The sequence below is a fragment of the Rhodococcus sp. ACT016 genome (assembly GCF_050477185.1).
Taxonomy (GTDB): Bacteria; Actinomycetota; Actinomycetes; order Mycobacteriales; family Mycobacteriaceae; genus Prescottella.
In genome coordinates, this window is the sequence record NZ_JBEAET010000001.1 from 2,077,708 (window position 1) to 2,099,610 (window position 21,903).

Consider the following 21,903-nt stretch of genomic DNA (forward strand, 5'->3'; position numbering starts at 1 on the left):
ACTGTTTCTCGCACGCGGGCCCCACACCACCGGCAGTGGTGCGGGGCCCGCGTCGTCGCCGGACCGGTCAGATGTCGGTCGTCAGGCGCACCTGCCCGGACGGATCGACGCTCCACCCCGGGTTGTGGCAGATCTCCCAGATCACGCCGTTGGGGTCGGCGAAGTGGCCGTGATAGCCGCCGAAGGCGGCCCGCTGCGGATGTTTGACCAGTGCCGCACCGGCGCGCACGGCCTGCGCGATGAGCACGTCGACGGCCTCCGCGCTGTCGACGTTGTGCGAGAACGTGATTCCCGTGGTCGCGACGTGCGTACCGGGGCGTCCGATGTCGTTGCGGAACTTCTCGGCATCGAACAGGCCGAGCACCGTGCCGGGCGCGGTCTGGAAGAAGATGATTTCCCCGGGGACGTCCAGCAGCGGTTCCCATCCGAGCCCGCCGCAGTAGAACTCGCGCGCCGCATCGAGATCCGGCGTCGCGAGCGTCACGAAGTGGATGCGTTGGTCCATACCGGGCAGTGTGCCCGAGGCGTATGGGCCCCGCAGCCGGAACGATCACTCGGGCCAGGCGTTGTCGCGGATGATCTCGACGAAGTCCTTCCGCCGGAAGGTGGGGTCGAAGTGCGCCAGGACGTCGTCGTTCATGGTGCCGAAGGTGGTGTCGGGTCGATCCACCATGCCCTCGTAGAACGCCTTCAGGATCCGGTTCTTGAAATCGGGGCGTGGATGTGCTGCGACCACCTCGGCTCGCTGCTGCTCGGTGATCTCGTCGAGATCGATTCCGAGGACGTCGGTCTCGACGCCGAGGGGCACGACGGCGACCTCGGGCCCCAGGTGCAGCGGCACCTCGGGAGTCGTGTGCAGCGCGATGGACAACCACACGTCGCGAGCCTCCTGCTCGGAGCGGCCGTGTTCGAGCAGGAAGCTTCGCGCCACCTCGGCGCCGTCGAGTTCGAAACGCCGATTCGCGGTCGCATACGTCGATGTCAGGCCGAGATCGTGGAACATGCCGCCCACGTAGGCGAGTTCGAGATCGACGTCGAGTCCGCGAGCGGCCGCCTTCAGCGCGCCCCAGAGGAACACTCGGCGCGAATGGTTGAACAGCGTCTCGTCGGCAACCTCCCGGACGAGCGAGGTGGCTTCGCGGACCAGATCGGTGTCCGGGACGGTGATTCCTGCAATGATGTCGGGCATTGGGGCCTCCAGAGTCGAGCTTCTCGTTGCCTGCTTCCACTCTTCCGAACGGCTCGCCTCCGGCCCACCGCGTGAACCGACGGCTATCCCACAGATCCGGACACCCGTTCGCCGTTTCCCGTGCCGGTCGTCGCGAACCGCCCGCGGTACTGGCTCGGTGAGATGCCCAGCCGGGCGACGAAGGTGCGGCGCATCGTCTCGGAGCTGCCGAATCCCGCGGCCCGCGCGGCCGCCGCGACCCCGTGGCCTGCGTCCAGGAGCGCCCTGGCGTGATCCAACCGCACCTGTTCGACGAATCTCGCTGGGGTGGTGTCCAATTCGGTCGCGAACAGCCTCGCGAGATGGCGCGGACTGACCCCGACCCGGGCCGCGAGGGAATGGGTGCTGTGGTCGAGTGCGGGCTGTGCCGAGATCAGGTCGACGACGGCCCGGACGGTCGGCGTGCGCGCGGGCCGGACGTCGAGGGGTGCCGAGAACTGGGACTGTCCGCCCGGGCGCTGCATGAACACCACGAGACTGCGCGCCACCGCGCGCGCCAGATCTGGCCCGTGGTCCTGCTCCACCAGCGCCAGCGCGAGGTCCACGCCGGCGGAGACGCCCGCGGACGTGAACACGCCGCTGTCCTCGACGAACAGGGCGTCGGGCAGTACCCGGATGTCCGGGTACCGGCGGGCCAGCAACTGCGCGTGCCGCCAGTGGGTGGTGGCGCGCCGCCCCGACAGCACCCCGGCGGCCGCGAGGGTGAACGAGCCCGTGCAGATCGACACCAGACGACGCGCCCGCGGGTGGAGTCGGCGGACCGCGGCGATCAGATCGTCCGGAACGGGATCGCTGACCAGCACGTCGCCGCCGGACACGACCACGGTGTCGGGCTCCGACACCTCCGCGGCCGTGCCGTCGACCGGTAGCCGAATACCTGCCGACGTGCGCACGGGCGTCCCGGACGGCGACGCATAGCTGAGCGAATAGTCGGCGCCGAACACGTTGGCCTCGGCGAACACCTCCGCCGGCCCCGCCACATCGAGCATCTTCACGCCGTCGAACACTATGAAGACGACTGCTCGACCATGCGCCACGGCTCTGCCTCTCGTGTCGATCGCTTCCACGAGTATTGCAGGACGCCCGCGTCGCACAGTCGCTCGACGCCGCGAAGCCGGCCGGCTCCGATTTCGGTCAGGCGCCCACGGACGAATTCGCCACCGGTGCGATCGATTCGACCGGCGCTGCCCAGCGGGCACCGCGAATGTCGGCGAGTTCGGCGGTGTCGCGCGTGGTGGCGATGCCGGGCAGCAGCAGTAGCCACATCTCGTCGATGCGCTGCTCGAGGTCGCTGCGCCGGGCCAGGACTTGCGACACCAGCTGGACACCGGTGAACGACCCGATCAGGAACCGCGACAGGATGTCCGGTTGGACCGACGTGACGATCTCTCCGCAGGCGACACCGGACTGGATGATCAGCCGGCTGCTCTCGATACAGTCGAGGTACGGCCGGTCCGCTCCGTCGGCGCCGCCCAGCTCGAGTGTGAGCCGGGAACCGGCGCGAACGATCGGATCGCTGCTGATCTGCCTTCCCATTTCGTGGCACAGCATCACGAGCTGTCGAAGGGGGCTGGCGCCGGTCCGGGCGATCGCCCTCGCGGTGTCGACCGAGGTCCGGTGGTGTTCGTCGATGACGACTCGCGCGAGCTCGTCCTTCGATCGGAAGTGGAAGTAGAGCGCGCCCTTCGTGGTGCCCGCTCCGTCGACGATGTCGCCGAGACTTGCCCCCTCGAACCCGGATTGCTCGAACATTCGAGCTGCTCCACTGATGATTTGTTGCCGTGTTGCCACGGCGCGTGCCTGTCGTGCCACGTGTACCGCCTTATTTCCCGACTTGTCGATCCGGCGTGGCGTCCAACCTGCACTAGCCGATTGGACGTTCAACCAGATCGACGAAACGGTACCAGTCAGGAGCTAACGGTCGGTCCGGTTCGAGGATGCCGCCACGACCTTCGCCATCCCGGCGATCCGGTGGATCAGGTCGTCGAGAAATGCGTCGACATCGGTTTCCGAGGTGATGCGCGCATTGGGTGATCTTCCCCACAATCCGTGCCAGTCCGCGACGGTCTGGCCGCGGGTTATCCGGCCCTCGGTCTCGACGTCCACGGTGGCGCTGCGGTACGTGGCGATGCCCGGGTCGAGCGCGACCGCTGCCGCGAACGGGTCGTGCATGTGCGCGATGAATCCCTGCCCGTGGTCGCGGTGGAACTCGAAGTAGAAGCGCACCGCGTCGGACAGATGGCGCACAACGGGATTCGAGGTGGCCGAGCGGGTCGACGGGTGGTCGTCGGTGCGGATGATCTCGGCTGGCGCGCTGTCGGCGAGTTCGGCGAGCCGGTGCAGATGCTCGGGCCGCAGGATGATCCTCTCGGTGATGTCGAGGCCGCAGACGATCGGCGCGCGATCCTCAGGAACCGCAGAGAATGCCGCGAAGACCTCGGCGGCAGCCTCCGGGTCCACCGAGATGTTCCATTCGGCGACGGGCGTCGTGTTGCCCGGGTGCTGGAACGCGCCGCCCATCACGACGAGGCGGCGCAGCCGGCCGGGGAGTTCGGGATCTGCGCGGATCGCGAGCGCGAGGTTGGTGAGCGGACCGGTGACGAGCCCGACCAGCTCACCGGGATGCTCCCGGGTGAGGTCGATCCACGCCTGCGCGGCGGTGCGGTCCGACGGGCGGTGCGTGGGCTGGGGGAGAACGGCGTATCCCAGGCCCTGCGGCCCGTGTGTGTCCTCGGTGGTGCGCAGCGGCGCGCTCAGCGGGCCGTTGGCGCCCACGGCGACCTCGATGTCGCCGCGCCCGCACAGTTCCAGCCAGGCCAGGTTGTTGATCGTGACCTGGGCGGTGGGGACGTTGCCGGCCGTCGACAGGACGGCGACGATCTCGGCGTCCTCGCTGCCGAGCAGGTACAGCAGGGCGAAGGAATCGTCGATCCCGGTGTCGACGTCGACGATCAGCCGTGTGGGTGCGTTCATGACGCCGGACCTGCGACTACGACGTCGCTGCGGTGTTCGACGGGAAAGTTGACCGACCGCGCGATGAAGCACGCGTCGTGTGCGTCGGAGTGCAGTTGCTCGGCGGCCGCCACCATCGACGGGTGCGCCACCGTCACCCGCGGGGCCAGAACGACTTCGGTGAACTGGCCGGAGCCGTCGGGGTTCTCCTGCATCCGTCCGGTCGGGTGGTCGGTGTATCCGGTGACGACGACGCCCGCCCTCGCGGCGAGCGCGAGGTACGACAGCATGTGGCACTGCGACAGCGCGGCCACCAGCAGTTCCTCCGGATTCCAGGCGTCCGGATCACCCCGGAAGGCGGTGTCGGCGCTGCCGCGCAGCGGCGCCTTCCCCGGTGCGGTGACGGTGTGCTCGCGGTCGTAGTCCCGGTAGCCGCTGGTTCCGGTACCGCGGTCCCCGGTCCACGCGATATCGAGGGCGTAGCTGTGTTCTGCTGCCATGACTCTCATCATTGCGGATTGCCCGGTCAGCGGTGGACCACGACCTAGCATGTGACCGTGAGAGCTCAGCAGAACATGCCGATTCGGCTCGTGTGGTGGGTGTTCGGGGCGTTGGCGCTCGTCCATCTGGCGGCGCAACTCGTCGGCGCGGACGCGGCAGCGGACGTCACGCAGTGGTTCCTGATGCCGGTGCTGGCGTCGGTTCTGTGGCTGTCCACCGCTGCCCCGCGCAGCCGGTTGGTCGTTCTGACGCTTGTCGCGCTGGGGTTTTCGTGGCTCGGTGACTCCGCGCCCGACCTGGCGGACGGCGACACCGCGTTCCTGCTGATGGTGGGCTTCTTCCTGCTGGCCCAGATCACCTACATCGTGGCGTTCGCGCCGTACACGACACCAACCGTGCTGCGCCGCAACCGCGGGGTCGTGGTGGCGTACGTCGCGGCGGTGGTGCTGCTGGTCGCGGCGTGTGCACCCGGTGCGGGCGTGCTGCTGGTACCGGCGCTCGTGTACGGCGCGGCATTGGGTGTCATGGCGGTGTTGTCGGCCGGTGTGATCCGGACCGCTGCGATCGGTGGCGGCCTGTTCCTGGTCTCGGACGGGATGATCGCGCTGGGCGCGTTCGCCGATTGGTTCACCCCGCCGGTCGAGGGCTTCTGGGTGATGGCCACCTATATCGCCGCGCAGGTACTGATCGTGCTCGGTGTGCTCGCGGCGGACGGGGGTCACCAGCGCGGCGCGTCGGCTCCCCAGGTTCGGGCCGGGAACGGGTAGTCGTCGAACTCGGCGAGCACCGGGCGGGCCGTGGTGAATTCGCCGTGCGTGACTACGGCGTCCGGTCCAGGTATGCATGCGGCCGGCGGAGACTGCCGGCGATCCGGCCGGTCGAGCAGCCACGCCGCGGTCCGCGCCAGGGCGACGCCGACGTCGCGTCCGGCACCGTCGCCGCGCGCGGCCACGAGGGCGTCGACGACACCGGCGGCCAGCAGGTAGCCGGAGGCGTGGTCGAGCACCTGGGCGGGTAGCGCGCCGGGGCGCCCGTCGTCGCCCTCGATCAGGGCGATGCCCGACGCGGCCTGCACGATGCTGTCGAATCCGCGCCGCCCGGCCCACGGGCCGGTTTGCCCCCACGCGCAGACGCGACCGTGGATCAGGCCCGGCCGCGCCGCCGCGGGCTCGCCGACCAGGGCCTCGAGCGCGCCGGGTCGATAGCCGGTGAGGAGCACGTCCGCGGCGGAGACCAATTGCCGAAATCGGTCCCGGGCCGCCGGATCACGAAGATCGAGCAGCGCCGTTCGCTTGCCCTGGCCGGTCTCGAGGTGTTGCCACTCGATCTCGGGCAGTTGCGGAGGGTCGACGCGCAGCACGTCCGCGCCGAGAAGCGCGAGGGCGCGCGAGGCGACCGGACCGGCCAACACCCGCGTGAGATCGAGGACACGCACACCGGCGAGGGGCGCCGTGCCGGTGCCGGACCACCGCTGCGGACCTCGGTCGGCGCGGGCGCGGACGGTCACGAGGTCGCCCCCCGCCGCGGCGATACCCGGTTCCGACGACGCCCATTCCTCGGCCGTCCGGACCCGGACCGCGATCGCACCCGCCGACGCGGCCAGCTCTTCGATGTCGGCGGCCGACAGAGCCGCGACGTGACGCCGGAACCGCTCCCGATCGCTGGACTCGTCGAGTCCAACCGTGTCGAGCAGGCGGTCGCGGTGATGCGGGTAGTTCGCGTGGGTGCGGATCCATCCGTCGGCGGTCGCGAAGAAGCCCGACAGCTCCGCGAACGCGTCCACCGGCCGGCCGTCGACGCGAAACATCTTGTCGCCCGCGAAGGATGCCGCGATCCGTTCGGGGTGCAGCGCCGTGACGTGCGGCGGGAAGCCGAGCGTGACGCGCACGGTGTTCGCCGCCGCTTCGAGGGCCGAGACGGCGTGGGCGGCGAGGTCGTACACGGGTAGGCGCGCCGCGAGGTAGTCGTGTGGTCCGGTGCTCACGACGTCGAGGCTAGGGCCGGTGGGCGGCGAGCACGCTTCGACACGCGATTTCTCCGTATCGGAGCAATAGCGGACCGAAGTTGTCCGCAATCGGCAATAGCGTGGTTTCAGTCGAGAACACCGAACCTGATCGAAGGGCAACGAGATGACCGAGAAGCCGACCCAGAACACCACCATCGGCGGCGAGCGGGCCGACATCCTGGCACTGCTCGCGGACCAGCGGCACAACTTCCTCATCACCATGCGCGGAATCGACGACGAGCAGGCCCGCGCGCGCACGACGGTCAGCGAACTGACGCTCGGGGGTCTGCTCAAGCATGTCGCGCGCACCGAGCAGAACTGGGTGACGACGATCCTCGAACGCGACGAAACCGCCGAGTTCGACATGGAGTGGGCGATGCAGCAGTACCGGATGACCGAGGAGGAGACCGTCGCCCAGCTGCTCGCCGAGTACGAGGAGACGGTGCGGGCGACGGAGGCCGCCGTCGCATCGCTCGACGACCTGGACATGCTGGTCCCGCTTGCGACCGCGCCGTGGGCCCCGGAACGCGAGTGGTGGACCGCCCGCCGGGTGCTGCTGCACATCCTGCGCGAGACCGCGCACCATTCGGGCCATGCCGACATCATTCGTGAGTCGCTCGACGGCGCGAACACGACGCTCCAGATGGGCGCCGACGCCGGCATGGAGTTCTGAGTCCGCGAACGCGCACGGCGGCGCCGCGACCGCGGTCATACTGGTCCGACACCGCCCCTCGAGGCGAGGAGGACGACGATGTGTCGACTGTTCGGGATGTCCGCGGCGCCGCACCGCGTGCACGCGACGTTCTGGTTGCTGGATGCGGAGGACAGTCTCGCGGAACAGAGCCGGCGCATGCCGGACGGCACCGGGCTGGGCACCTTCGCGTCCGACGGGACGCCGCGGGTCGAGAAGCAGCCTCTCGCCGCGTACGAGGACCGGCAGTTCGCGCTCGAAGCCCGGGAACGTGAATCCGAGACCTTCGTCGCGCACGTCCGGTACGCGACCACCGGCGAAGTAGTCCCCGCCAACACGCATCCCTTCGAGCAGAAGGGGCGGCTGTTCGCCCACAACGGGGTGATCGAGGACCTCCCGACGCTCGAGGCCGAACTCGGCGACTACCGCGACCTGGTCCGCGGCGACACCGACTCCGAGCGGTTCTTCGCCCTGATCACCCGGCACATCGACGAGCACGACGGCGACGTCGGGGCCGCCGTCGCGGCCGCCGTCGGGTGGATCGCCGACAACCTCCGCGTCCTCGCGCTCAACTTCGTGCTGGTGAGTGCCGACGAGATGTGGGCGTTCCGATATCCCGACGCGCACGACCTGCTGGTGCTGCTGCGTCGGCCCGGTGGACCCGGCGGCCGCCGGCATCTCGAACATGCCAGCGGCGCCGGGACCGTGCGGGCCCGCTCCGGTGCGCTGGCGACGCTGCCCGCCGTCGTGGTCGCCACCGAGCAGATGGACGAGGATCCGGGCTGGGAATCGCTGTGCCCGGGCGAACTGCTGCACGTCGAGCCGAACCAGGAGGTGGCGCGGACGATGATCCTCGACCGCCCGCCGAAGCACCGCCTCACCCTCGACGACCTCACCGGCCGCGCCGCCGCCGCGCAGGCACCGAGCCACCGTTGACGCGGCTACTGCCGCCGCGCGTGGATGTCGAGCCCGGCGTTCCTCAGCCGCTGGACCAACACGTCGCCCAATGCGGTGGCCGGCGTGAGGACGCCGCCCCCTGAATCCGGCAGCGCATCGCGCTCGAGTGCGAGCGCCAACGCGGACTCGCCGAACATCACCGCGGTCGCCGCGTAGCCGGGGTCGCCCTTCGCGGCGACGCGGGCGGTGTACCGGGCGCCGGTCGTTGTCCGGCCCTGCACGTCCATCGTGAAATGACCGCTGCGCTGGGACTTTTCGCTCGGCCCCTGTCCCGGCTCGGGCAGCACCCGGTCCAGCAGCCACCTGGTCGGCGGAAAGGCCAGTCCGGCGACGAGGGCGCCCATGCCCGCGGCCACCCCGCCGGCGATCGCCGGGGACGCGAACGACGATCCGACGTTCATCACCTCGCGGTACCGGAACCGCCTGCCGTACGCGTAGCCGGTCAGAGCGTTGCTGCGGCGCACCACGCGAGTGTTGTACGGCCCCATGAAGAACGGTGCCTTCCAGCCCGACAGCCCCGGAGCGATGTCCGACCCGCGGACCAGTGCCATGTCCGACTGGCGTCCCAGATCCGGTTCGGCGGCGCGATCCGGGCTGAGAGAGTAGGGCGACGCGGTCAGTCGGCGCAGCGCCGCGTCGTGCTTGGTCATGTCGATCTGGGTGCGCAGCGAATCTATCGTGCCGCCGCTGACCCCGCCACGCATCGACGTCACCACCAGCGTCGTGTCCGTCAGCTCACCGCCGCCGTCCGCCTCGACCTGCCGGTGCAGGACGTGGACGCCGAGGTCGGACGGAATGGAGTCGAAACCACACGAATGCACGATCCGGGCACCCGACGACGCCGCGGTGTCGTGGAAGAGGTCGATGCTCTCCCGCGTGAACGGGGTCTCCCCGGTGAGATCGACGTAGTCGGTGCCGGCCTCGGCGCACGCCCGCACCAGTGGCAGTCCGTACTTCGCATACGGTCCGACGGTCGTGGCGACGACGTGCGCGGTGTCCGCGAGGGCGCGCAGCGAGGCGTCGTCGGTCGCGTCTGCGCGCAGCAGTGGCCAGTCTTTCGCGGCCGACCCGAGTCCGGCCCGGACCTGCTCGAGCTTGTCGACGGACCGCCCGGCGAGTCCGATCCGCGTCCCGGCCGGCGCCTTCCGGGCGAGGTACTCGGCCACGAGTCTGCCGACGAAGCCAGTGGCGCCGTAGACGACGACGTCGAGATCGCGTGCGCGTGAGGTCATGCACCAACCTTACTTGCGGGTAAGGATGTGTGCGACCGATGTCACACCGCGGCGTGCAGACGCTCGCGTCGTCGGATCACGACGTAACCCACCCACGACACCACGACACAGATCGCGGCGAGGGCCCGAACCAGGTTCAGGGCGTGCTCGGGGTACACGACGCCCGTCAGATAGTGCGCGATGAACCCGGAGGACGGAAGCTCCGCCTCGCCGCCGCGTTCGCGGGCCCAGTTCTCGAGGTTCGTCAGCGGGCATTCGAAACCGATGAGCACGCTCCCCAGCCCCCAGGCGGCCGCGACCAGGTGCAGCCAGATGGTGCGGTGCCAGCGCCACGCCAGGAATCCACCGAACACCACGTAGCCGATGAAGACCAGGTGGACGAGGACCGTAGCATCCGCCAACGCCCGATACAGCACCGCGACACACCTCCCGTCGCCGGGATGTGAACACTCTCCTGCTCAGGCTACTGCGGTTCTTTGACGACCAGAACGGGAACGTCGACCTCGAGCAGCACGCGCTGCAGCGAGCGTTCGAGGAGGAACTTCCCGACCGGGGTCATACGGCGGCTACCGGCCACGAACAGTCCGGCGCCGCAGTCGGCGATCAGATCGATCAGTGCGCCGACGCGATCACCGCTGTGCTCGGCGGTGCGGATCTCCCACGACGATCCGACGACCTGCCCCTCGTCCAGCGCCGACTGGGTGGCGGCCCGGACCGCCTCCGACTCGGCCGGAGACGCCGCGTCGTCGACGATCTGCAGCACCAGCAGTTGTTCGTGCCGCTGCAGCGCCTCCCGCGCGGCGTACACCAACGCATTGCGGCCTTCCGGACTGTCGCTGAATGCAACGGCGATGGCCATGGAGCCTCCCGGGTCGGTCGATGTCGGTGCGTTCGTCCAGTATCCCCGGTTCGTTGGGGAATCCGGGTGTGGCACACATCGCTTCCCGACTGTCGCCCCGGACTACCAGGGGGACGGTTCGTAGTCCTTGAGGAAGCATCCGTGCAGGTCGACGCCTCGCTCACCCTGCACGATCGGGTCGTAGACGCGGGCCGCGCCGTCGACGAGATCGAGCGGGGCATGGAAGCCCTCGTCGGCGAGACGCAGCTTGGTGTAGTGCGGCCGCTCGTCGGTGATCCAGCCGGTGTCCACCGCGGTCATGAGGATGCCGTCCTCGAGCATCTCCGTGGCGCTGGTGCGGGTGAGCATGTTCAGCGCCGCCTTCGCCATGTTGGTGTGCGGATGCCCCGGACCCTTGTATGCGCGGCTGAACTGGCCCTCCATCGCCGAGACGTTCACCACGTACTTGCGCCGCGCCGCCGCCGCGGCCATCGCCGGACGCAGGCGGGAGACGAGGATGAACGGGGCCACCGAGTTGCACAGCTGCACCTCGAGCAGCTCGATCGGGTCGACCTCGTCGACGGTCTGCACCCAGCTGTTGGTGTGCGCGAGGTCCGGCAGCAGGCCGCCCGCGTCGATCGCGACTCCCTGCTCGATACGCGCCGGCGTCGCCGATCCCGCGACCAGCGCGAGCGAGCTGACCTCGTCGGCCGACAGGTTCGCCGACGCCACGAGTGCCGTCGTCGACAGCGACCCGGCCAGTGCTGCGGGGTGTGCCTCGCTGGTCTTGCCGAACGTCACCACGTCGGGCAGCTCGCCGGCCGGGAGCGGACCCGACTCGGCGTCCGCGAGTGCGCTGTACGCGCCGGGGGAGCGGCGGACGGTCTGCGCGGCGTTGTTGATGAGGATGTCGAGCGGGCCCTGCGCCGCAACGGAATCGGCGAGCGCGACCACCTGTGCGGGATCGCGCAGGTCGATCCCCACCACCCGGAGGCGATGGATCCAGTCGGCACTGTCTTCCATCGCCTTGAACCGTCGGATGGCGTCGTTCGGAAACCGCGTGGTGATCGTCAGATGGGCGCCGTCGCGCAGCAGTCGCAGCGCGATGTACATGCCGATCTTGGCGCGGCCACCGGTGAGCAGGGCGCGTCGGCCGGTGAGGTCGGTGCGCTGGTCCCGCTTCGCGTGGCTGCTCGCCGCGCACTCGGGGCACAGCTGGTGGTAGAAGGCGTCCACCTGGGTGTAACGCTGCTTGCAGATGTAGCACGGGCGCGGGCGGATGAGGGTGCCCGCGGTGGCGCCGACGGTGTTCGACGTCAACGGAATTCCCGCGGTCTCGTCGTCGATGCGCTCGGGCGACCCCGTCGCGGTGGCCGCGACGACCGCGCGATCGGCCTCGGACACGGCGTCGCGGGTCTCGTTCCGGCGACGGCGCTTGAGCTTCTTGAACAGGTTGCCGACGGCACGCTGGAGCGTGACGGAGTCGGGGTGGTCGGCGTCGAGCTGCGACGCCTCCGACAGCACCCGCAGGCAGACGTCGAGGTCAGCGGGATCGATCCCCGTCATCGGTTGTGCCATCGGTTCGAAACTCAGTCCTGATCTCGTGCGGGTATCCGGCCCGACGTGGGCTGGCCGACGCCCGAGTCTACCGACTACGCGAACCGGGACTTTCGGGCGTCGCCCTGGTGACACCGGGCGTGCGCCGGAGGAGCATTTGAAGTACCAGGGGGAGTGCCCTGGGGGCAGTTCCCCGCTCGAGAGATGACACTCGAGGAGGGTGAGGACAATGAAGGAGTCGAAAGGGCCGTCCGGCCAATCCGGCTTGGACGCCACGCCGACGAGTAGTGCCGTCGGCACATTCGAGACGTTGCACGCGGAATCGGTGGTGCCGGTCGAACCGCCGGTGCAGAAGGAAGGTCCGTTCCTTCCCGAACTGACCGAAGTCGATCTGTTGGTCCGGGCGCCGCAGGCGCGCCGTGACTTCAACGTGTCGGGATCCGGCGTGACCATGGCGGTGCTCGACACCGGACTGCGGTCCACGCACGTCGATTTCGCGGGAAGGGTGCTGCCCGGCCGCAATTTCACGGCCGACTACGGCGGCGATCCCGCCGAGGTGGCGGACGGGCACGGTCACGGTACGAGCGTCGCGGGGATCGCGGGTGCGGGCCGCATTCACACCGGTGTCGCGCCGAACGCACGAATCGTGCCGCTCAAGGTGCTCGGGAACGACGGCACCGGCCGTTTCGCAGACATCCGGGACGCGTTGGACTGGGTGCTCGATCGGCGGGAGTCGCTCGGGATCTCGGCACTGTGCCTGGCAACCGGCGCAGCCGACAACCGGACGACCGACACCGACATGCCGGGCGACGCGATCGGTGCGCTGCTGCAGGAGCTCACCGACGAGGGCGTGTGCTGTTGCCTCGCGGCCGGTAACGACTACTACGCGCACGGCGGCATGCAGGGTATGTGCTACCCGGCGATCTTCCGTCAGACGATCAGCGTCGGGGCCGTGTACGACGCCGACGAGGGCAGCTTCCGGTACCGCGACGGCGCGAAGGCGTTCGCGTCGGACTCCGACCGGCTCACCCCGTTCACGCAGCGGCTGCACCGCACAGTGGGCGGGCCGTGCGCGACCGACACGTTCGCGCCGGGCGCGCCGATCACATCGTCGGGCATCCTCAACGACACCGGCGAGTCGATCCAGTACGGCGCAAGCCAGGCGACGCCGGTGGTGCTGGGTGTGGTGGCGCTGCTGCAGTCGTTCTACCTGCGGACGATGGGGCACCTGCCCGGTGTGGTCGACGTCAAGCGGTGGCTCATGCGCGGTTCGACGGTGGTCTACGACGGGGCCGACGACCACGACAACGTCAACCACACCGAGCTGACCTTCCCGCGTGTCAGTGCGATGGGTTCGTTGTTGGTGTGCGCGAAGGATCTCGCGGTGCGGGAGTTGACGAAGGCCGACCGTGCCGGAATGAGGACCGAGGCGATGCCGCATTGATGATGCCGCACTGATGTGGAACACCCGAGAACGAGAAGACCCCGGTTCCGAGGAACCGGGGTCTTCTCGTCTGTCTCAACTCAGAGTGTCCGAGGGGGGACTTGAACCCCCACGTCCGTTAATAGGACACTAGCACCTCAAGCTAGCGCGTCTGCCATTCCGCCACTCGGACTCATTCGTTGCTCGCATGTCTGCGAGGCATTCAGTTGTTTTTCGTTTGCCCCCGCTCTCCGGGTGCCAGGAAAGATTATCCGATATTGCTCCAGGTCCAAAATCGGCTGGTCAGACGGTGTTTTTACGCCATATCCGGCTACTTGTCGGCTCGCGTGCGACGCGTCCGACGGTGGTAGGAAAGTGGGGTGGCATCAATTGACGAAGCAGTGTCCTCGCGCGGGCCGGTAGGCCGCGCGGAATCGGAGGTCGTCGACCTCGTCAGCGCGCTCATCCGGTTCGACACCTCCAACACCGGTGAACTCGAGACCACCAAGGGCGAGCGCGACTGCGCGCTCTGGGTGAAGGAGAGGCTCGAGGAGGTGGGATACGAGACCGAGTACGTCGAGTCGGGTGCGCCGGGACGCGGCAACGTGTTCGCGCGCCTGCGGGGCGCGGACCCGCAGCGCGGGACGCTGATGATGCACGGTCACCTCGACGTCGTGCCGGCCGAACCGGCCGACTGGAGCGTGCACCCGTTCTCCGGCGCCGTCGAGGACGGCTATGTGTGGGGACGCGGAGCCGTCGACATGAAGGACATGTGCGGCATGATGCTGGCGCTTGCCCGCCAGTTCAAGGTCGAGGGCACGGTGCCCCCGCGGGACATCCTGTTCGCGTTCGTCGCGGACGAGGAGGCCGGCGGCAAATACGGGTGCCAGTGGATGGTCGACCACCGGCCGGACCTGTTCGAGGGCGTCACCGAGGCGGTCGGCGAGGTCGGCGGATTCTCGCTGACCATCCCGCGCGCGGACGGCACCGAGAAGCGCCTGTATCTCGTCGAGACGGCCGAGAAGGGCCTCGGATGGATGCGGTTGACCGCGAAGGCCACCGCGGGCCACGGGTCGTTCCTGCACGAGGACAACGCGGTGACGATGCTGGCCGACGCGGTGTCCCGGCTCGGCAACCACACCTTCCCGCTCGTGATGTCGGACTCGGTGGCCGAGTTCCTCACCGTGCTCGCCGAGGAGTCGGGGGTGGCGTTCGACCCGAAGTCCCCGGACATCGACGGCGCGCTCGCCAAGCTCGGCTCCATCGCGCGGATCATCGGCGCCACGCTGCGCGACACCGCGAATCCGACGATGCTCAAGGCCGGCTACAAGGCGAACGTCATTCCGCAGACCGCCGAGGCCGTCTTCGACTGCCGCGTCCTGCCGGGACGGCAGGCCGCATTCGAGCGGGAGGTGGACGAACTCATCGGCCCGCACGTGACCCGCGAGTGGATCACCAAGCTCGACTCCTACGAGACGACGTTCGACGGTGACCTCGTCGACGCGATGAACGATGCAATCCTGGCGCACGACCCCAACGGGCGCACCGTCCCGTACATGCTCTCCGCGGGTACGGACGCAAAAGCGTTCGCGCGATTGGGGATTCGATGCTTCGGCTTTGCTCCGCTGCGGCTGCCGCCGGACCTGGACTTCGCCGCGCTCTTCCACGGCGTCGACGAGCGTGTGCCGGTGGACGCGTTGCACTTCGGCACCCGAGTGATGGAACACTTCTTGCTGCACAGCTGATCGCGAGAGAGGAATCTCATGGCTCACAACCCGTACGACGGACTGCCCGACTTGCCGTCCTTCACGCTGACGTCCGAGGACGTCACCGACGGTGCGCCGCTGAAGAACGATCAGGTCAGCGGGATCTTCGGTGCCGGTGGACACGACATCTCCCCGCAGCTGTCGTGGTCCGGCTTCCCCGCGGAGACCAAGAGCTTCGCCGTCACGATGTTCGACCCGGACGCGCCCACGGCATCGGGCTTCTGGCACTGGGCGGTCGCCAACATCCCGGTCACCACGACGTCGCTGGCCGCGAATGCCGGTGACGAGAACGGCTCCGGCCTGCCCGCGGGCGCCGTCACGCTGCAGAACGACGGCGGTCTCGCCCGGTTCCTCGGCGCCGCCCCGCCGAAGGGGCACGGCCCGCACCGCTACATGTTCGCGGTGCACGCGGTGGACGTCGATCACCTCGACATCACGCCGGACTCGAAGCCGGCGTTCCTGGGCTTCAACCTGTTCTCGCACGCGATCGCGCGCGCGGTGATCACCGGAACCCACGAGCAGAAGTAGGTCACAGACCGCGACGGCCCGCCGCCTCAGGGTGGCGGGCCGTCGCGGTCCGGTGTAGATCAGCTGTGTCCGCCCCAGCTGGGGGTCTGCGCCATGAGCGAGGACGTCAGCTGCCGGGGCCTGCTCCGGACTACGTGCGCGCGCCCGCGCCCACGGCGTCGGAGATCGACCGGAAGCCCGCCTCGCGGACCTTGCGGGCCAGTCCCTTGTGCAGTTTGCGGGCGTAGAACGGGCCGCCGTAGATGAAGCCGGTGTAGCCCTGGACCAGCGTCGCGCCCGCGAGGATGCGCTCCCACGCCTGATCGACGGTCTCGATACCGCCGACGGAGATCAGCACCAGCTTGTCGCCGACGCGCGCGTGCAGGCGTCGAAGCACCTCGAGCGAGCGTGCCGCGACCGGTGCGCCCGACAGGCCGCCCGCACCGATCTCGTCGATGCGCGACTGCGGCGTGTTCAGGCCGGTGCGCCCGATCGTGGTGTTGGTCGCGACGATGCCGGCCAGTCCCAGCTCGACGGCGAGATCGGCGACGGCGTCGACGTCCTCGTCCGACAGGTCGGGCGCGATCTTCACCAGCACCGGGATGTGGACGGTGTCGAGCACGGCCTGCAGCAGCGGCCGCAGCGCCTCGACCGCCTGCAGGTCACGTAGGCCCGGGGTGTTGGGGGAGCTGACGTTGACGACGAGGAAGTCGGCCAGCGGTCCGAGCAGGCGCGCGCTGGCGGTGTAGTCGCCGGCTGCCTCCTCCGCGGGCACGATCTTGGTCTTGCCGATGTTGGCGCCGATCGGCACGTCGCCACGCCGATGCCGCAGGTAGTTGGCCGCGTTCCCGGCGCCGTGGTTGTTGAAGCCCATGCGGTTGATCAGCGCTCGATCGTCGGGGAGACGGAACAGCCGCGGCGCCGGGTTACCGGGTTGCGCCTGCGCGGTGACCGTGCCGACCTCGGCGAATCCGAAGCCCATCGGCCCCCACGTGTCCACCCCGGTGGCGTCCTTGTCGAAGCCCGCCGCCAGGCCGACGGGGGCCGGGAAGTCCACACCGAACGCGCGGGTGCGCAGCACCGGATCGTCGACCACGAGCACCTTGGCGACCAGCGCGCGGATCGGCGCGAACCGGGTGACGAGTCGCATCGCGGCGAACGCCAGATGGTGGATGCGTTCCGGCGGAACCCGGAACATCAGACGCAGAAACAGGTAGTACACGAATCTCCCTAGATTCCAGGTGCCGGAACGTGATGGGTGGTCTTGCGGCGACGGAGCAGGACGCGGCGGCTGCCGTCGGTGTAGAGGCGCACACGCGAGAGTTCCCAGCCGCCGAACTCGGCCTGCAGGGCCAGGCGCATCGATGCGCTGACACGGGTCACGTCACGGGGCAGACGCAGCGGGAGGTACTCGAACTCGTCCGATTCGATGTCCCACTCGCGGGGCAGTCCACGACCACGACGTGACACGGCGGCTCACCCCGCTGCCAACGGGATCCGCTGCAGGCCGTCCCCGGTCGCGGACCCGACCAGGAGGGCGCCGCCGGCGGTGTCGACGGTGACCGAGTTGGGCTGGCGGACGGTGTCGTAGCGGGCCTTCTCGACGGGGATTCCCGTCGAGATGTCGTAGCCGATCACCTTGTTGTCCCCGGTGGTCGTCACCCACACCAGGTCGGTGCGATCGTCGTACGCGATGCCGTACGGGGCGTCCGCGATCGGGTAGCGCTGTCGCATGATCAGCGGGTCGGCGGTGAAGACCAGCAGTTCGTCGCCGCCCGTGTCGGTGACGAGGATGCGGCCGTACTCGTCGGTGACGAGCTGGGTCGCGCCTTCGCCCGCACGCAGCGCCATCCCGAGCGACGAGCCGTCGACGTCGATCTCGGTGAGCGAGGTCTGCCGACGGTCGAGGGCGCTGAGATCGCCCTTCGCCAGGGCGAGGGCATCGACGGATGCGAGGCCGGAGATCGTTGCGGACACCGCACCGGCCGGGTCGACGACCTGGATCCGGCCGCTGGCGAGACCGACCGCGAGCTTGCCGTCGGGCAGGTACACCGCCGATCGTGCGTCGCCGTCGACGGTGATCGACGACTTCTCGCCGGACGTCGTGTCGACGATCTGCACGCGGCCGTCCATGGGGAGCAGCACCCGCCCGTCCGGGGCGACCGTCAACTGTGCGGCGCGGCCGTCGAGCACGACGTCGCGCGGTGCGCCGCCGCCCTCGCCCTGCAGCAGCAGGCGGGTGCCGTCGTCGACGAGGATCGCGGTGGTCTTCGAGGCAGGGTCGAATGCGAGTGCGTCGATCTGGTGGCCGAGGTTCTGGACCGTGCCCGCCGGGGTCGCGCCCGCGGGGGACACGGCCGCGGTGGCGGGCTCGATCGTCTGCAGGTTGTCGCCGTCCTTGTTCGACGAGCACCCGGTGAGTAGCAGCAACGCGGCCCCGATCGCGGTGGCGGTGATGCGCGGTGCGGGTACTCGCATGGATGTGCTCCTCGGGTGATGCCGGCGTGCCGCTCGTGGCACTTGCCTTCTAGCATCCATGATCGACGGGGCGCGCCGGAATCCGAGTCACCCCTCGCGTGAGGCTCGTGACACTCACAGCGTGCTGTCGGCCGGTTCGTCGCGCCGCGGTTGGACGAGGGTGGCCCCGGAGCGCGGGTGCGCGAACACCTCGACCGGATGCCCGTACACGCGGCTCAGCAACTCCTCTGTGAGCACCTCGGCGGATGGTCCGTCGGCGGCGGAGCGCCCGTTCTCGAGGATGCAGATCCGGTCCGCGTACGCCGACGCCAGCCCCAGATCGTGCAGCACCACGACGACCGCGGCCCCGTTCGACGCGCGCTCGCGGGCGATCCGCATGACGGCTTCCTGGTGCCCCAGGTCCAGCGCCGCGGTCGGCTCGTCGAGGAGGACCGTCTCGGTCGACTGCGCGAGCACGCGGGCGAGTGCCACCCGGGCGCGTTCACCGCCCGACAGGACGCTGAACGGGCGGTCGGCGAGGTGTCGGACATCACAGACGTCCAGGCAGTCGTCGATCATCTTGTCGTCGTCGGCCGCGCGCGGGGTCCGTTGCCACGGCGCCCGGCCCATCCGGACGACCTGCCGGGCGGTGAACGAGAAACCAACGGTGTGCTGCTGGGGCAGCACTGCGCGACGCCGAGACATCTCGCTCGGCGACCAGTCCGACAGCGGTCGCCCGTCGAGCTCGACGACCCCTGCGGCCACCGGCTGGTCACCGGAGAGGGCCGCCAGCAGCGTCGACTTGCCGGCGCCGTTGGGTCCGACGAGCGCGAGCACCTCGCCGGCGCGGACCTCGATGCTGACGTGGTCGAGGACGGTGCGTCCGCCGCGCTCGACGCTGATGTCGGTGGCGCGCATGGTCACCGCACCGCTGCCGGTGGGGGCGGGGACGTCGTCGGCGCGGCCGAACAGGCTCCGCGAGCGTTCGAGAAGTGATGCCATCACGCCCACCCACCTTGACGCGACCGCGTGCGGCGCAGCAGCCAGAAGAAGAACGGTCCGCCGACCAGTGAGGTGAGCATGCCGAGGGGAAGGTCGGCGTTGGGCACCAACGTGCGGGCGCCGAGGTCGGCGGCGAGCAGGACGACCGCGCCGCCGAGCACGCTGGCCGGCAGCAGCAGGCGGTGGCTCGGTCCGACGAGCATGCGCATCACGTGCGGCACGACCAGTCCCACGAACAGGATGATGCCGGTGAACGCGACACCGGACGACACCAGGACGGCGACGATCACGATCGCGAACAGCCGCAGCTTCTCGACGTCCACACCGAGATGCCGGGCCGCGCTCTCACCGAGCGCCAGCAGATCGAGCTTGGACGCGATCAGCATCGACGCGGCGATGCCCGCGATCGCCATCGGCGCCACGATCGCCACCGCATTCCAGGTGGCGCCGTTGAGGCTGCCGAGCTGCCAGAACACGATCTGATCGCGGGCCGCGGGGCTCGCGACGAACGTGAAGAAGGCGATCAGGCCGCCTGCGAACGCGTTGATCGCGACGCCGGTCAGCACCAGCGTGACCACCTCGGTGCGGCCCTCCGACCGCGCCAACAGGTAGACGAGCATCGTGGTGATCAGTCCGGCGACGAACGCCGCGCCCGCCACGGTGGGACCGGCGGTGAACGCGCCACCGACGACGATGGCCGCGCTGGCGCCGACCGCGGCGCCCGCGGACACGCCGATCACGCCGGGCTCGGCGAGCGGATTCGAGAACACGCCCTGTAGTAGGGCGCCGGAACAGCCGAGGGCGGCGCCGACGAGGATCGCGAGAACGACCCGCGGGAACCGCACCTGCCACAGCGTCACCTCACCGCTCGGGTGCGACGGCATGGGGCCGACGTCGAGCCCGACGCGGTGCAGGATGCTGCCGAGGACCTCGGCTGGGCTGGTGGGTACCTGCCCGATGCAGGCGGAGACCAGGGCGAGGACGGCCAGCAGGATCGCCAGGCCCGCGATGACCGTCCCCGCACGGACTCGTGGGCGGGTCGTGACTACTGTGCTCATTCGTTGCCGGGGTGGTAGATCGCGTCGGACAGGGCGGCAAGGACCTCGCCGGTGTTGGGACCGAAGCTGAGCAGGGTGGTGTCGGACATGTCGACGACGCGCTTGTTCTGCCCCGCGGGGGTCTGCGCGATGCCGGGAACCTTCGCCAAGCCATCGACCCCACCGATGGACTGCAGCCCGCCGGTCATCATCAGCAGGACGTCGGGCGCGGCGGCGATCATGGCTTCGCTGGTGATCGGCACGAACTCGTGGGTGAGGCCGGACGCGGTGCCGGCGTCGGTCGCCCCGAGGGCCTCGATCAGCGAATCCGCGCCGGATCCGGGGCCCGCGAGCATTGTGATCGACGGTCCACGCATGTAAAGGAACGCGATCTTGAGCTTGTCGCCGTCCTGCGGGACGGACGCCGTCGCGTCGGCGATCTCCTTCTCGGTGCGCGCGACGAGTTGCTCGCCCTGGGCGGGGACACCGAGTGCCTGCGCGACGGCGTTGATCTGACCGGGCAGGCCCTCGAGCGTGCGTTCCGGATCGAAGTACACGACCGGGATCCCGGCGGCGCGCAACTGGTCCTGCACCGACTTGGGGCCGATGCTGGTGTCGGTGAGCACCACGGTGGGGGCGAGATTGAGGATCGCCTCGGCGCTCAGCGCCTGACCGCCCGGGGTGATGTTCGGGATGTCCTTCGCGGCCGGGAAACCGGACGCGGTGTCGCGGCCGACGATGTTGTCACCGAGACCGAGCGCGAACACCGTCTGGGTGAGCGTGCCGTACCGGTCCGCGGTGACGATCCGGCTGACGTCGGTGACCGTGACGTCGACGCCGTCGAAGCTGCGCACGGTGGCGGGAAGCTGCGGTGCCGGGTCGGTCGTGACCGGACGCGGGTCCGGGTCCGCGACGACGGCCGTCGTCTGGCCGCGCTGTTCGGTGTCGCCGGTCGTGACCGAGGTGCACGCCGCGAGCGCCAGCGTCGCCAGGACCGCAGTCCCGGCGACGGCGAGTTTGGAGAAGGGTCTCATTTCACAAGGTAACGATCGATGTCGGCTTCGAGGTCGGCGAACAGTGCACCGTTGAGTCCGTACGCCAGGTTCACTTCGGCGATGAAGCGGGCCTGCTCCTCTGCGTCCAGCGGCGCCTGATCGAGCTTGGCCCGGTACTCGTCCTTGAACACCTTGGGCTTGGCGATCTGGTCGAAGATGTAGAACCGCAGGCCGTCCACCTCGTAACCGTACGCGCGCTCGAGCATGCGGCGGATGATCTGACCGCCCGACAGGTCGCCCATGTAGCGCAGGTAGTGGTGCGCGACGAAGTCGGCGGGCGAGGTGAAAGCGACCTCCTCGAGACGCGCGACGTACCGGGCGGTGGCCGGCGTGGCGGCGATCTCTTCACGCCACTGCGGGCCGAGGAGGAACTCGAGGTCGGCGGCCAGCGACGGCAGGCGGATCAGCTCGGGTGCGATGAACGGCGCCGCGAGCGGATCGCCGGCATGGGACTCACCGGCTCGCTCGAGCGCCTCGTACACGAGGTACGTCTGCGCCAACAGCGCCGCGTAGCCGTCCTTCGTGAGCTTGCCGCCCAAGAGGTCACCGACGAATCGGGACTGCTCGGTCGCGCGGTGTGCCGCGTCGGTCTCGGCCTTGATGCGCTCGGCAAAACCGGCGACCTCGTCGACCGTGGCTCCCTGATCGAGCACGTCCATGTGATCTCCTTCACGATGAAAAATGTCAGACACGAT

At 69.4% G+C, this 21,903-nt stretch carries 24 protein-coding genes and 1 tRNA gene; 6 read left to right on the forward strand and 19 right to left on the reverse strand.

Annotated elements, in window-relative coordinates:
* Window positions 1–67: 67 nt before the first annotated feature.
* From ACQ5DX_RS09705 to ACQ5DX_RS09730, 6 genes are all read right to left on the reverse strand, one after another.
* Complete coding sequence (locus tag ACQ5DX_RS09705; RefSeq protein ID WP_430332421.1) at window positions 68–505, reverse strand: VOC family protein; 438 nt, start codon at window positions 503–505, stop codon at window positions 68–70.
* A 45-nt stretch (window positions 506–550) separates the two neighbouring features.
* A complete protein-coding gene (locus ACQ5DX_RS09710) occupies window positions 551–1,189 on the reverse strand; it encodes an HD domain-containing protein (RefSeq protein WP_430332422.1) in 639 nt (212 codons plus the stop codon).
* 83 nt (window positions 1,190–1,272) lie between these two features.
* Window positions 1,273–2,265 (reverse strand): GlxA family transcriptional regulator, encoded by a 993-nt coding sequence (locus tag ACQ5DX_RS09715; protein WP_430332423.1) that lies wholly within the window; start codon window positions 2,263–2,265, stop codon window positions 1,273–1,275.
* A gap of 97 nt (window positions 2,266–2,362) precedes the next feature.
* Window positions 2,363–3,040 (reverse strand): ScbR family autoregulator-binding transcription factor, encoded by a 678-nt coding sequence (locus tag ACQ5DX_RS09720; RefSeq protein WP_430332424.1) that lies wholly within the window; start codon window positions 3,038–3,040, stop codon window positions 2,363–2,365.
* Window positions 3,041–3,142: 102 nt separating this feature from the next.
* Entirely contained in the window at window positions 3,143–4,201 is a 1,059-nt protein-coding gene (locus ACQ5DX_RS09725; protein WP_430332425.1) for a nucleoside hydrolase, read from the reverse strand.
* Window positions 4,198–4,680: an OsmC family protein gene (locus ACQ5DX_RS09730; RefSeq protein WP_430332426.1), complete on the reverse strand. Its 483-nt coding sequence runs from the start codon at window positions 4,678–4,680 to the stop codon at window positions 4,198–4,200. Before ACQ5DX_RS09730 ends, ACQ5DX_RS09725 begins: the two co-directional genes overlap by 4 nt.
* Window positions 4,681–4,737: 57 nt before the next feature.
* On the opposite strand from ACQ5DX_RS09730, the gene ACQ5DX_RS09735 reads away from it, so the two are divergent.
* Window positions 4,738–5,448, forward strand: a complete 711-nt coding sequence (locus ACQ5DX_RS09735) for a lysoplasmalogenase (protein ID WP_430332427.1) — start codon at window positions 4,738–4,740, stop codon at window positions 5,446–5,448.
* On the opposite strand, the gene ACQ5DX_RS09740 is transcribed toward ACQ5DX_RS09735, so the two are convergent.
* On the reverse strand, window positions 5,400–6,665 hold the full coding sequence (locus tag ACQ5DX_RS09740; RefSeq protein WP_430332428.1) for a CoA transferase: 1,266 nt from the start codon (window positions 6,663–6,665) through the stop codon (window positions 5,400–5,402). The genes ACQ5DX_RS09735 and ACQ5DX_RS09740 overlap by 49 nt on opposite strands.
* 145 nt (window positions 6,666–6,810) lie before the next feature.
* Between ACQ5DX_RS09740 and ACQ5DX_RS09745 the strand changes: the two genes are divergently transcribed.
* A complete protein-coding gene (locus ACQ5DX_RS09745) occupies window positions 6,811–7,359 on the forward strand; it encodes a DinB family protein (RefSeq protein ID WP_430332429.1) in 549 nt (182 codons plus the stop codon).
* 78 nt (window positions 7,360–7,437) lie between these two features.
* Complete coding sequence (locus ACQ5DX_RS09750) at window positions 7,438–8,313, forward strand: class II glutamine amidotransferase (protein ID WP_430332430.1); 876 nt, start codon at window positions 7,438–7,440, stop codon at window positions 8,311–8,313.
* Window positions 8,314–8,318: 5 nt separating this feature from the next.
* Here the strand turns inward: ACQ5DX_RS09750 and ACQ5DX_RS09755 are convergent, their stop codons facing one another.
* The 4 genes from ACQ5DX_RS09755 to ACQ5DX_RS09770 form a co-directional block, all read right to left on the reverse strand.
* Window positions 8,319–9,566 carry a saccharopine dehydrogenase family protein gene (locus tag ACQ5DX_RS09755; RefSeq protein WP_430332431.1) on the reverse strand — a complete coding sequence of 416 codons (1,248 nt, stop codon included), beginning with the start codon at window positions 9,564–9,566 and terminating at the stop codon, window positions 8,319–8,321.
* Between the two features lie 41 nt (window positions 9,567–9,607).
* Complete coding sequence (locus ACQ5DX_RS09760) at window positions 9,608–9,982, reverse strand: DUF2784 domain-containing protein (protein ID WP_430332432.1); 375 nt, start codon at window positions 9,980–9,982, stop codon at window positions 9,608–9,610.
* A 47-nt stretch (window positions 9,983–10,029) separates the two neighbouring features.
* Complete coding sequence (locus ACQ5DX_RS09765) at window positions 10,030–10,425, reverse strand: universal stress protein (protein WP_430332433.1); 396 nt, start codon at window positions 10,423–10,425, stop codon at window positions 10,030–10,032.
* A gap of 102 nt (window positions 10,426–10,527) precedes the next feature.
* Complete coding sequence (locus ACQ5DX_RS09770) at window positions 10,528–11,982, reverse strand: SDR family NAD(P)-dependent oxidoreductase (RefSeq protein ID WP_430332434.1); 1,455 nt, start codon at window positions 11,980–11,982, stop codon at window positions 10,528–10,530.
* A gap of 208 nt (window positions 11,983–12,190) precedes the next feature.
* Here ACQ5DX_RS09770 and ACQ5DX_RS09775 point away from each other — a divergent pair, with 208 nt between their 5' ends.
* On the forward strand, window positions 12,191–13,405 hold the full coding sequence (locus tag ACQ5DX_RS09775) for a S8 family peptidase (RefSeq protein ID WP_430332435.1): 1,215 nt from the start codon (window positions 12,191–12,193) through the stop codon (window positions 13,403–13,405).
* Window positions 13,406–13,491: 86 nt separating this feature from the next.
* Here the strand turns inward: ACQ5DX_RS09775 and ACQ5DX_RS09780 are convergent.
* Window positions 13,492–13,577: transfer RNA gene (locus ACQ5DX_RS09780), tRNA-Leu, on the reverse strand.
* A gap of 187 nt (window positions 13,578–13,764) precedes the next feature.
* Between ACQ5DX_RS09780 and ACQ5DX_RS09785 the strand changes: the two genes are divergently transcribed.
* Window positions 13,765–15,129: a M20/M25/M40 family metallo-hydrolase gene (locus tag ACQ5DX_RS09785; protein ID WP_430332436.1), complete on the forward strand. Its 1,365-nt coding sequence runs from the start codon at window positions 13,765–13,767 to the stop codon at window positions 15,127–15,129.
* 18 nt (window positions 15,130–15,147) lie between these two features.
* On the forward strand, window positions 15,148–15,678 hold the full coding sequence (locus ACQ5DX_RS09790; protein WP_430332437.1) for a YbhB/YbcL family Raf kinase inhibitor-like protein: 531 nt from the start codon (window positions 15,148–15,150) through the stop codon (window positions 15,676–15,678).
* A 130-nt stretch (window positions 15,679–15,808) separates the two neighbouring features.
* On the opposite strand, the gene ACQ5DX_RS09795 is transcribed toward ACQ5DX_RS09790, so the two are convergent.
* The 7 genes from ACQ5DX_RS09795 to ACQ5DX_RS09825 form a co-directional block, all read right to left on the reverse strand.
* Window positions 15,809–16,879, reverse strand: a complete 1,071-nt coding sequence (locus ACQ5DX_RS09795) for a quinone-dependent dihydroorotate dehydrogenase (RefSeq protein WP_430332438.1) — start codon at window positions 16,877–16,879, stop codon at window positions 15,809–15,811.
* 8 nt (window positions 16,880–16,887) lie between these two features.
* Window positions 16,888–17,127, reverse strand: coding sequence for a DUF5703 family protein (locus ACQ5DX_RS09800; RefSeq protein WP_430332439.1), 240 nt, complete (start codon window positions 17,125–17,127; stop codon window positions 16,888–16,890).
* A 6-nt stretch (window positions 17,128–17,133) separates the two neighbouring features.
* Window positions 17,134–18,135 carry a hypothetical protein gene (locus ACQ5DX_RS09805; RefSeq protein ID WP_430332440.1) on the reverse strand — a complete coding sequence of 334 codons (1,002 nt, stop codon included), beginning with the start codon at window positions 18,133–18,135 and terminating at the stop codon, window positions 17,134–17,136.
* Window positions 18,136–18,249: 114 nt separating this feature from the next.
* A complete protein-coding gene (locus tag ACQ5DX_RS09810; protein WP_430332441.1) occupies window positions 18,250–19,116 on the reverse strand; it encodes a heme ABC transporter ATP-binding protein in 867 nt (288 codons plus the stop codon).
* Window positions 19,116–20,174: a FecCD family ABC transporter permease gene (locus ACQ5DX_RS09815; protein WP_430332442.1), complete on the reverse strand. Its 1,059-nt coding sequence runs from the start codon at window positions 20,172–20,174 to the stop codon at window positions 19,116–19,118. Before ACQ5DX_RS09815 ends, ACQ5DX_RS09810 begins: the two co-directional genes overlap by 1 nt.
* Entirely contained in the window at window positions 20,171–21,187 is a 1,017-nt protein-coding gene (locus ACQ5DX_RS09820; RefSeq protein ID WP_430332443.1) for a heme/hemin ABC transporter substrate-binding protein, read from the reverse strand. The genes ACQ5DX_RS09815 and ACQ5DX_RS09820 overlap by 4 nt, the downstream gene beginning before the upstream one ends.
* Entirely contained in the window at window positions 21,184–21,867 is a 684-nt protein-coding gene (locus tag ACQ5DX_RS09825) for a heme oxygenase (biliverdin-producing) (RefSeq protein WP_430332444.1), read from the reverse strand. Before ACQ5DX_RS09825 ends, ACQ5DX_RS09820 begins: the two co-directional genes overlap by 4 nt.
* Between the last annotated feature and the right edge of the window lie 36 nt (window positions 21,868–21,903).

What these genes read in the sequence shown, in the direction of transcription:
- ACQ5DX_RS09705 (WP_430332421.1), bottom strand. Translation starts at nt 505, where the DNA reads ATGGACCAACGCATCCACTTCGTGACGCTCGCGACGCCGGATCTCGAT.
- ACQ5DX_RS09710 (WP_430332422.1), bottom strand. Translation starts at nt 1,189, where the DNA reads ATGCCCGACATCATTGCAGGAATCACCGTCCCGGACACCGATCTGGTC.
- ACQ5DX_RS09725 (WP_430332425.1), bottom strand. Translation starts at nt 4,201, where the DNA reads ATGAACGCACCCACACGGCTGATCGTCGACGTCGACACCGGGATCGAC.
- ACQ5DX_RS09730 (WP_430332426.1), bottom strand. Translation starts at nt 4,680, where the DNA reads ATGGCAGCAGAACACAGCTACGCCCTCGATATCGCGTGGACCGGGGAC.
- ACQ5DX_RS09745 (WP_430332429.1), top strand. Translation starts at nt 6,811, where the DNA reads ATGACCGAGAAGCCGACCCAGAACACCACCATCGGCGGCGAGCGGGCC.
- ACQ5DX_RS09750 (WP_430332430.1), top strand. Translation starts at nt 7,438, where the DNA reads ATGTGTCGACTGTTCGGGATGTCCGCGGCGCCGCACCGCGTGCACGCG.
- ACQ5DX_RS09755 (WP_430332431.1), bottom strand. Translation starts at nt 9,566, where the DNA reads ATGACCTCACGCGCACGCGATCTCGACGTCGTCGTCTACGGCGCCACT.
- ACQ5DX_RS09765 (WP_430332433.1), bottom strand. Translation starts at nt 10,425, where the DNA reads ATGGCCATCGCCGTTGCATTCAGCGACAGTCCGGAAGGCCGCAATGCG.
- ACQ5DX_RS09770 (WP_430332434.1), bottom strand. Translation starts at nt 11,982, where the DNA reads ATGGCACAACCGATGACGGGGATCGATCCCGCTGACCTCGACGTCTGC.
- ACQ5DX_RS09775 (WP_430332435.1), top strand. Translation starts at nt 12,191, where the DNA reads ATGAAGGAGTCGAAAGGGCCGTCCGGCCAATCCGGCTTGGACGCCACG.
- ACQ5DX_RS09790 (WP_430332437.1), top strand. Translation starts at nt 15,148, where the DNA reads ATGGCTCACAACCCGTACGACGGACTGCCCGACTTGCCGTCCTTCACG.
- ACQ5DX_RS09805 (WP_430332440.1), bottom strand. Translation starts at nt 18,135, where the DNA reads ATGCGAGTACCCGCACCGCGCATCACCGCCACCGCGATCGGGGCCGCG.
- ACQ5DX_RS09810 (WP_430332441.1), bottom strand. Translation starts at nt 19,116, where the DNA reads ATGGCATCACTTCTCGAACGCTCGCGGAGCCTGTTCGGCCGCGCCGAC.
- ACQ5DX_RS09815 (WP_430332442.1), bottom strand. Translation starts at nt 20,174, where the DNA reads ATGAGCACAGTAGTCACGACCCGCCCACGAGTCCGTGCGGGGACGGTC.
- ACQ5DX_RS09820 (WP_430332443.1), bottom strand. Translation starts at nt 21,187, where the DNA reads ATGAGACCCTTCTCCAAACTCGCCGTCGCCGGGACTGCGGTCCTGGCG.
- ACQ5DX_RS09825 (WP_430332444.1), bottom strand. Translation starts at nt 21,867, where the DNA reads ATGGACGTGCTCGATCAGGGAGCCACGGTCGACGAGGTCGCCGGTTTT.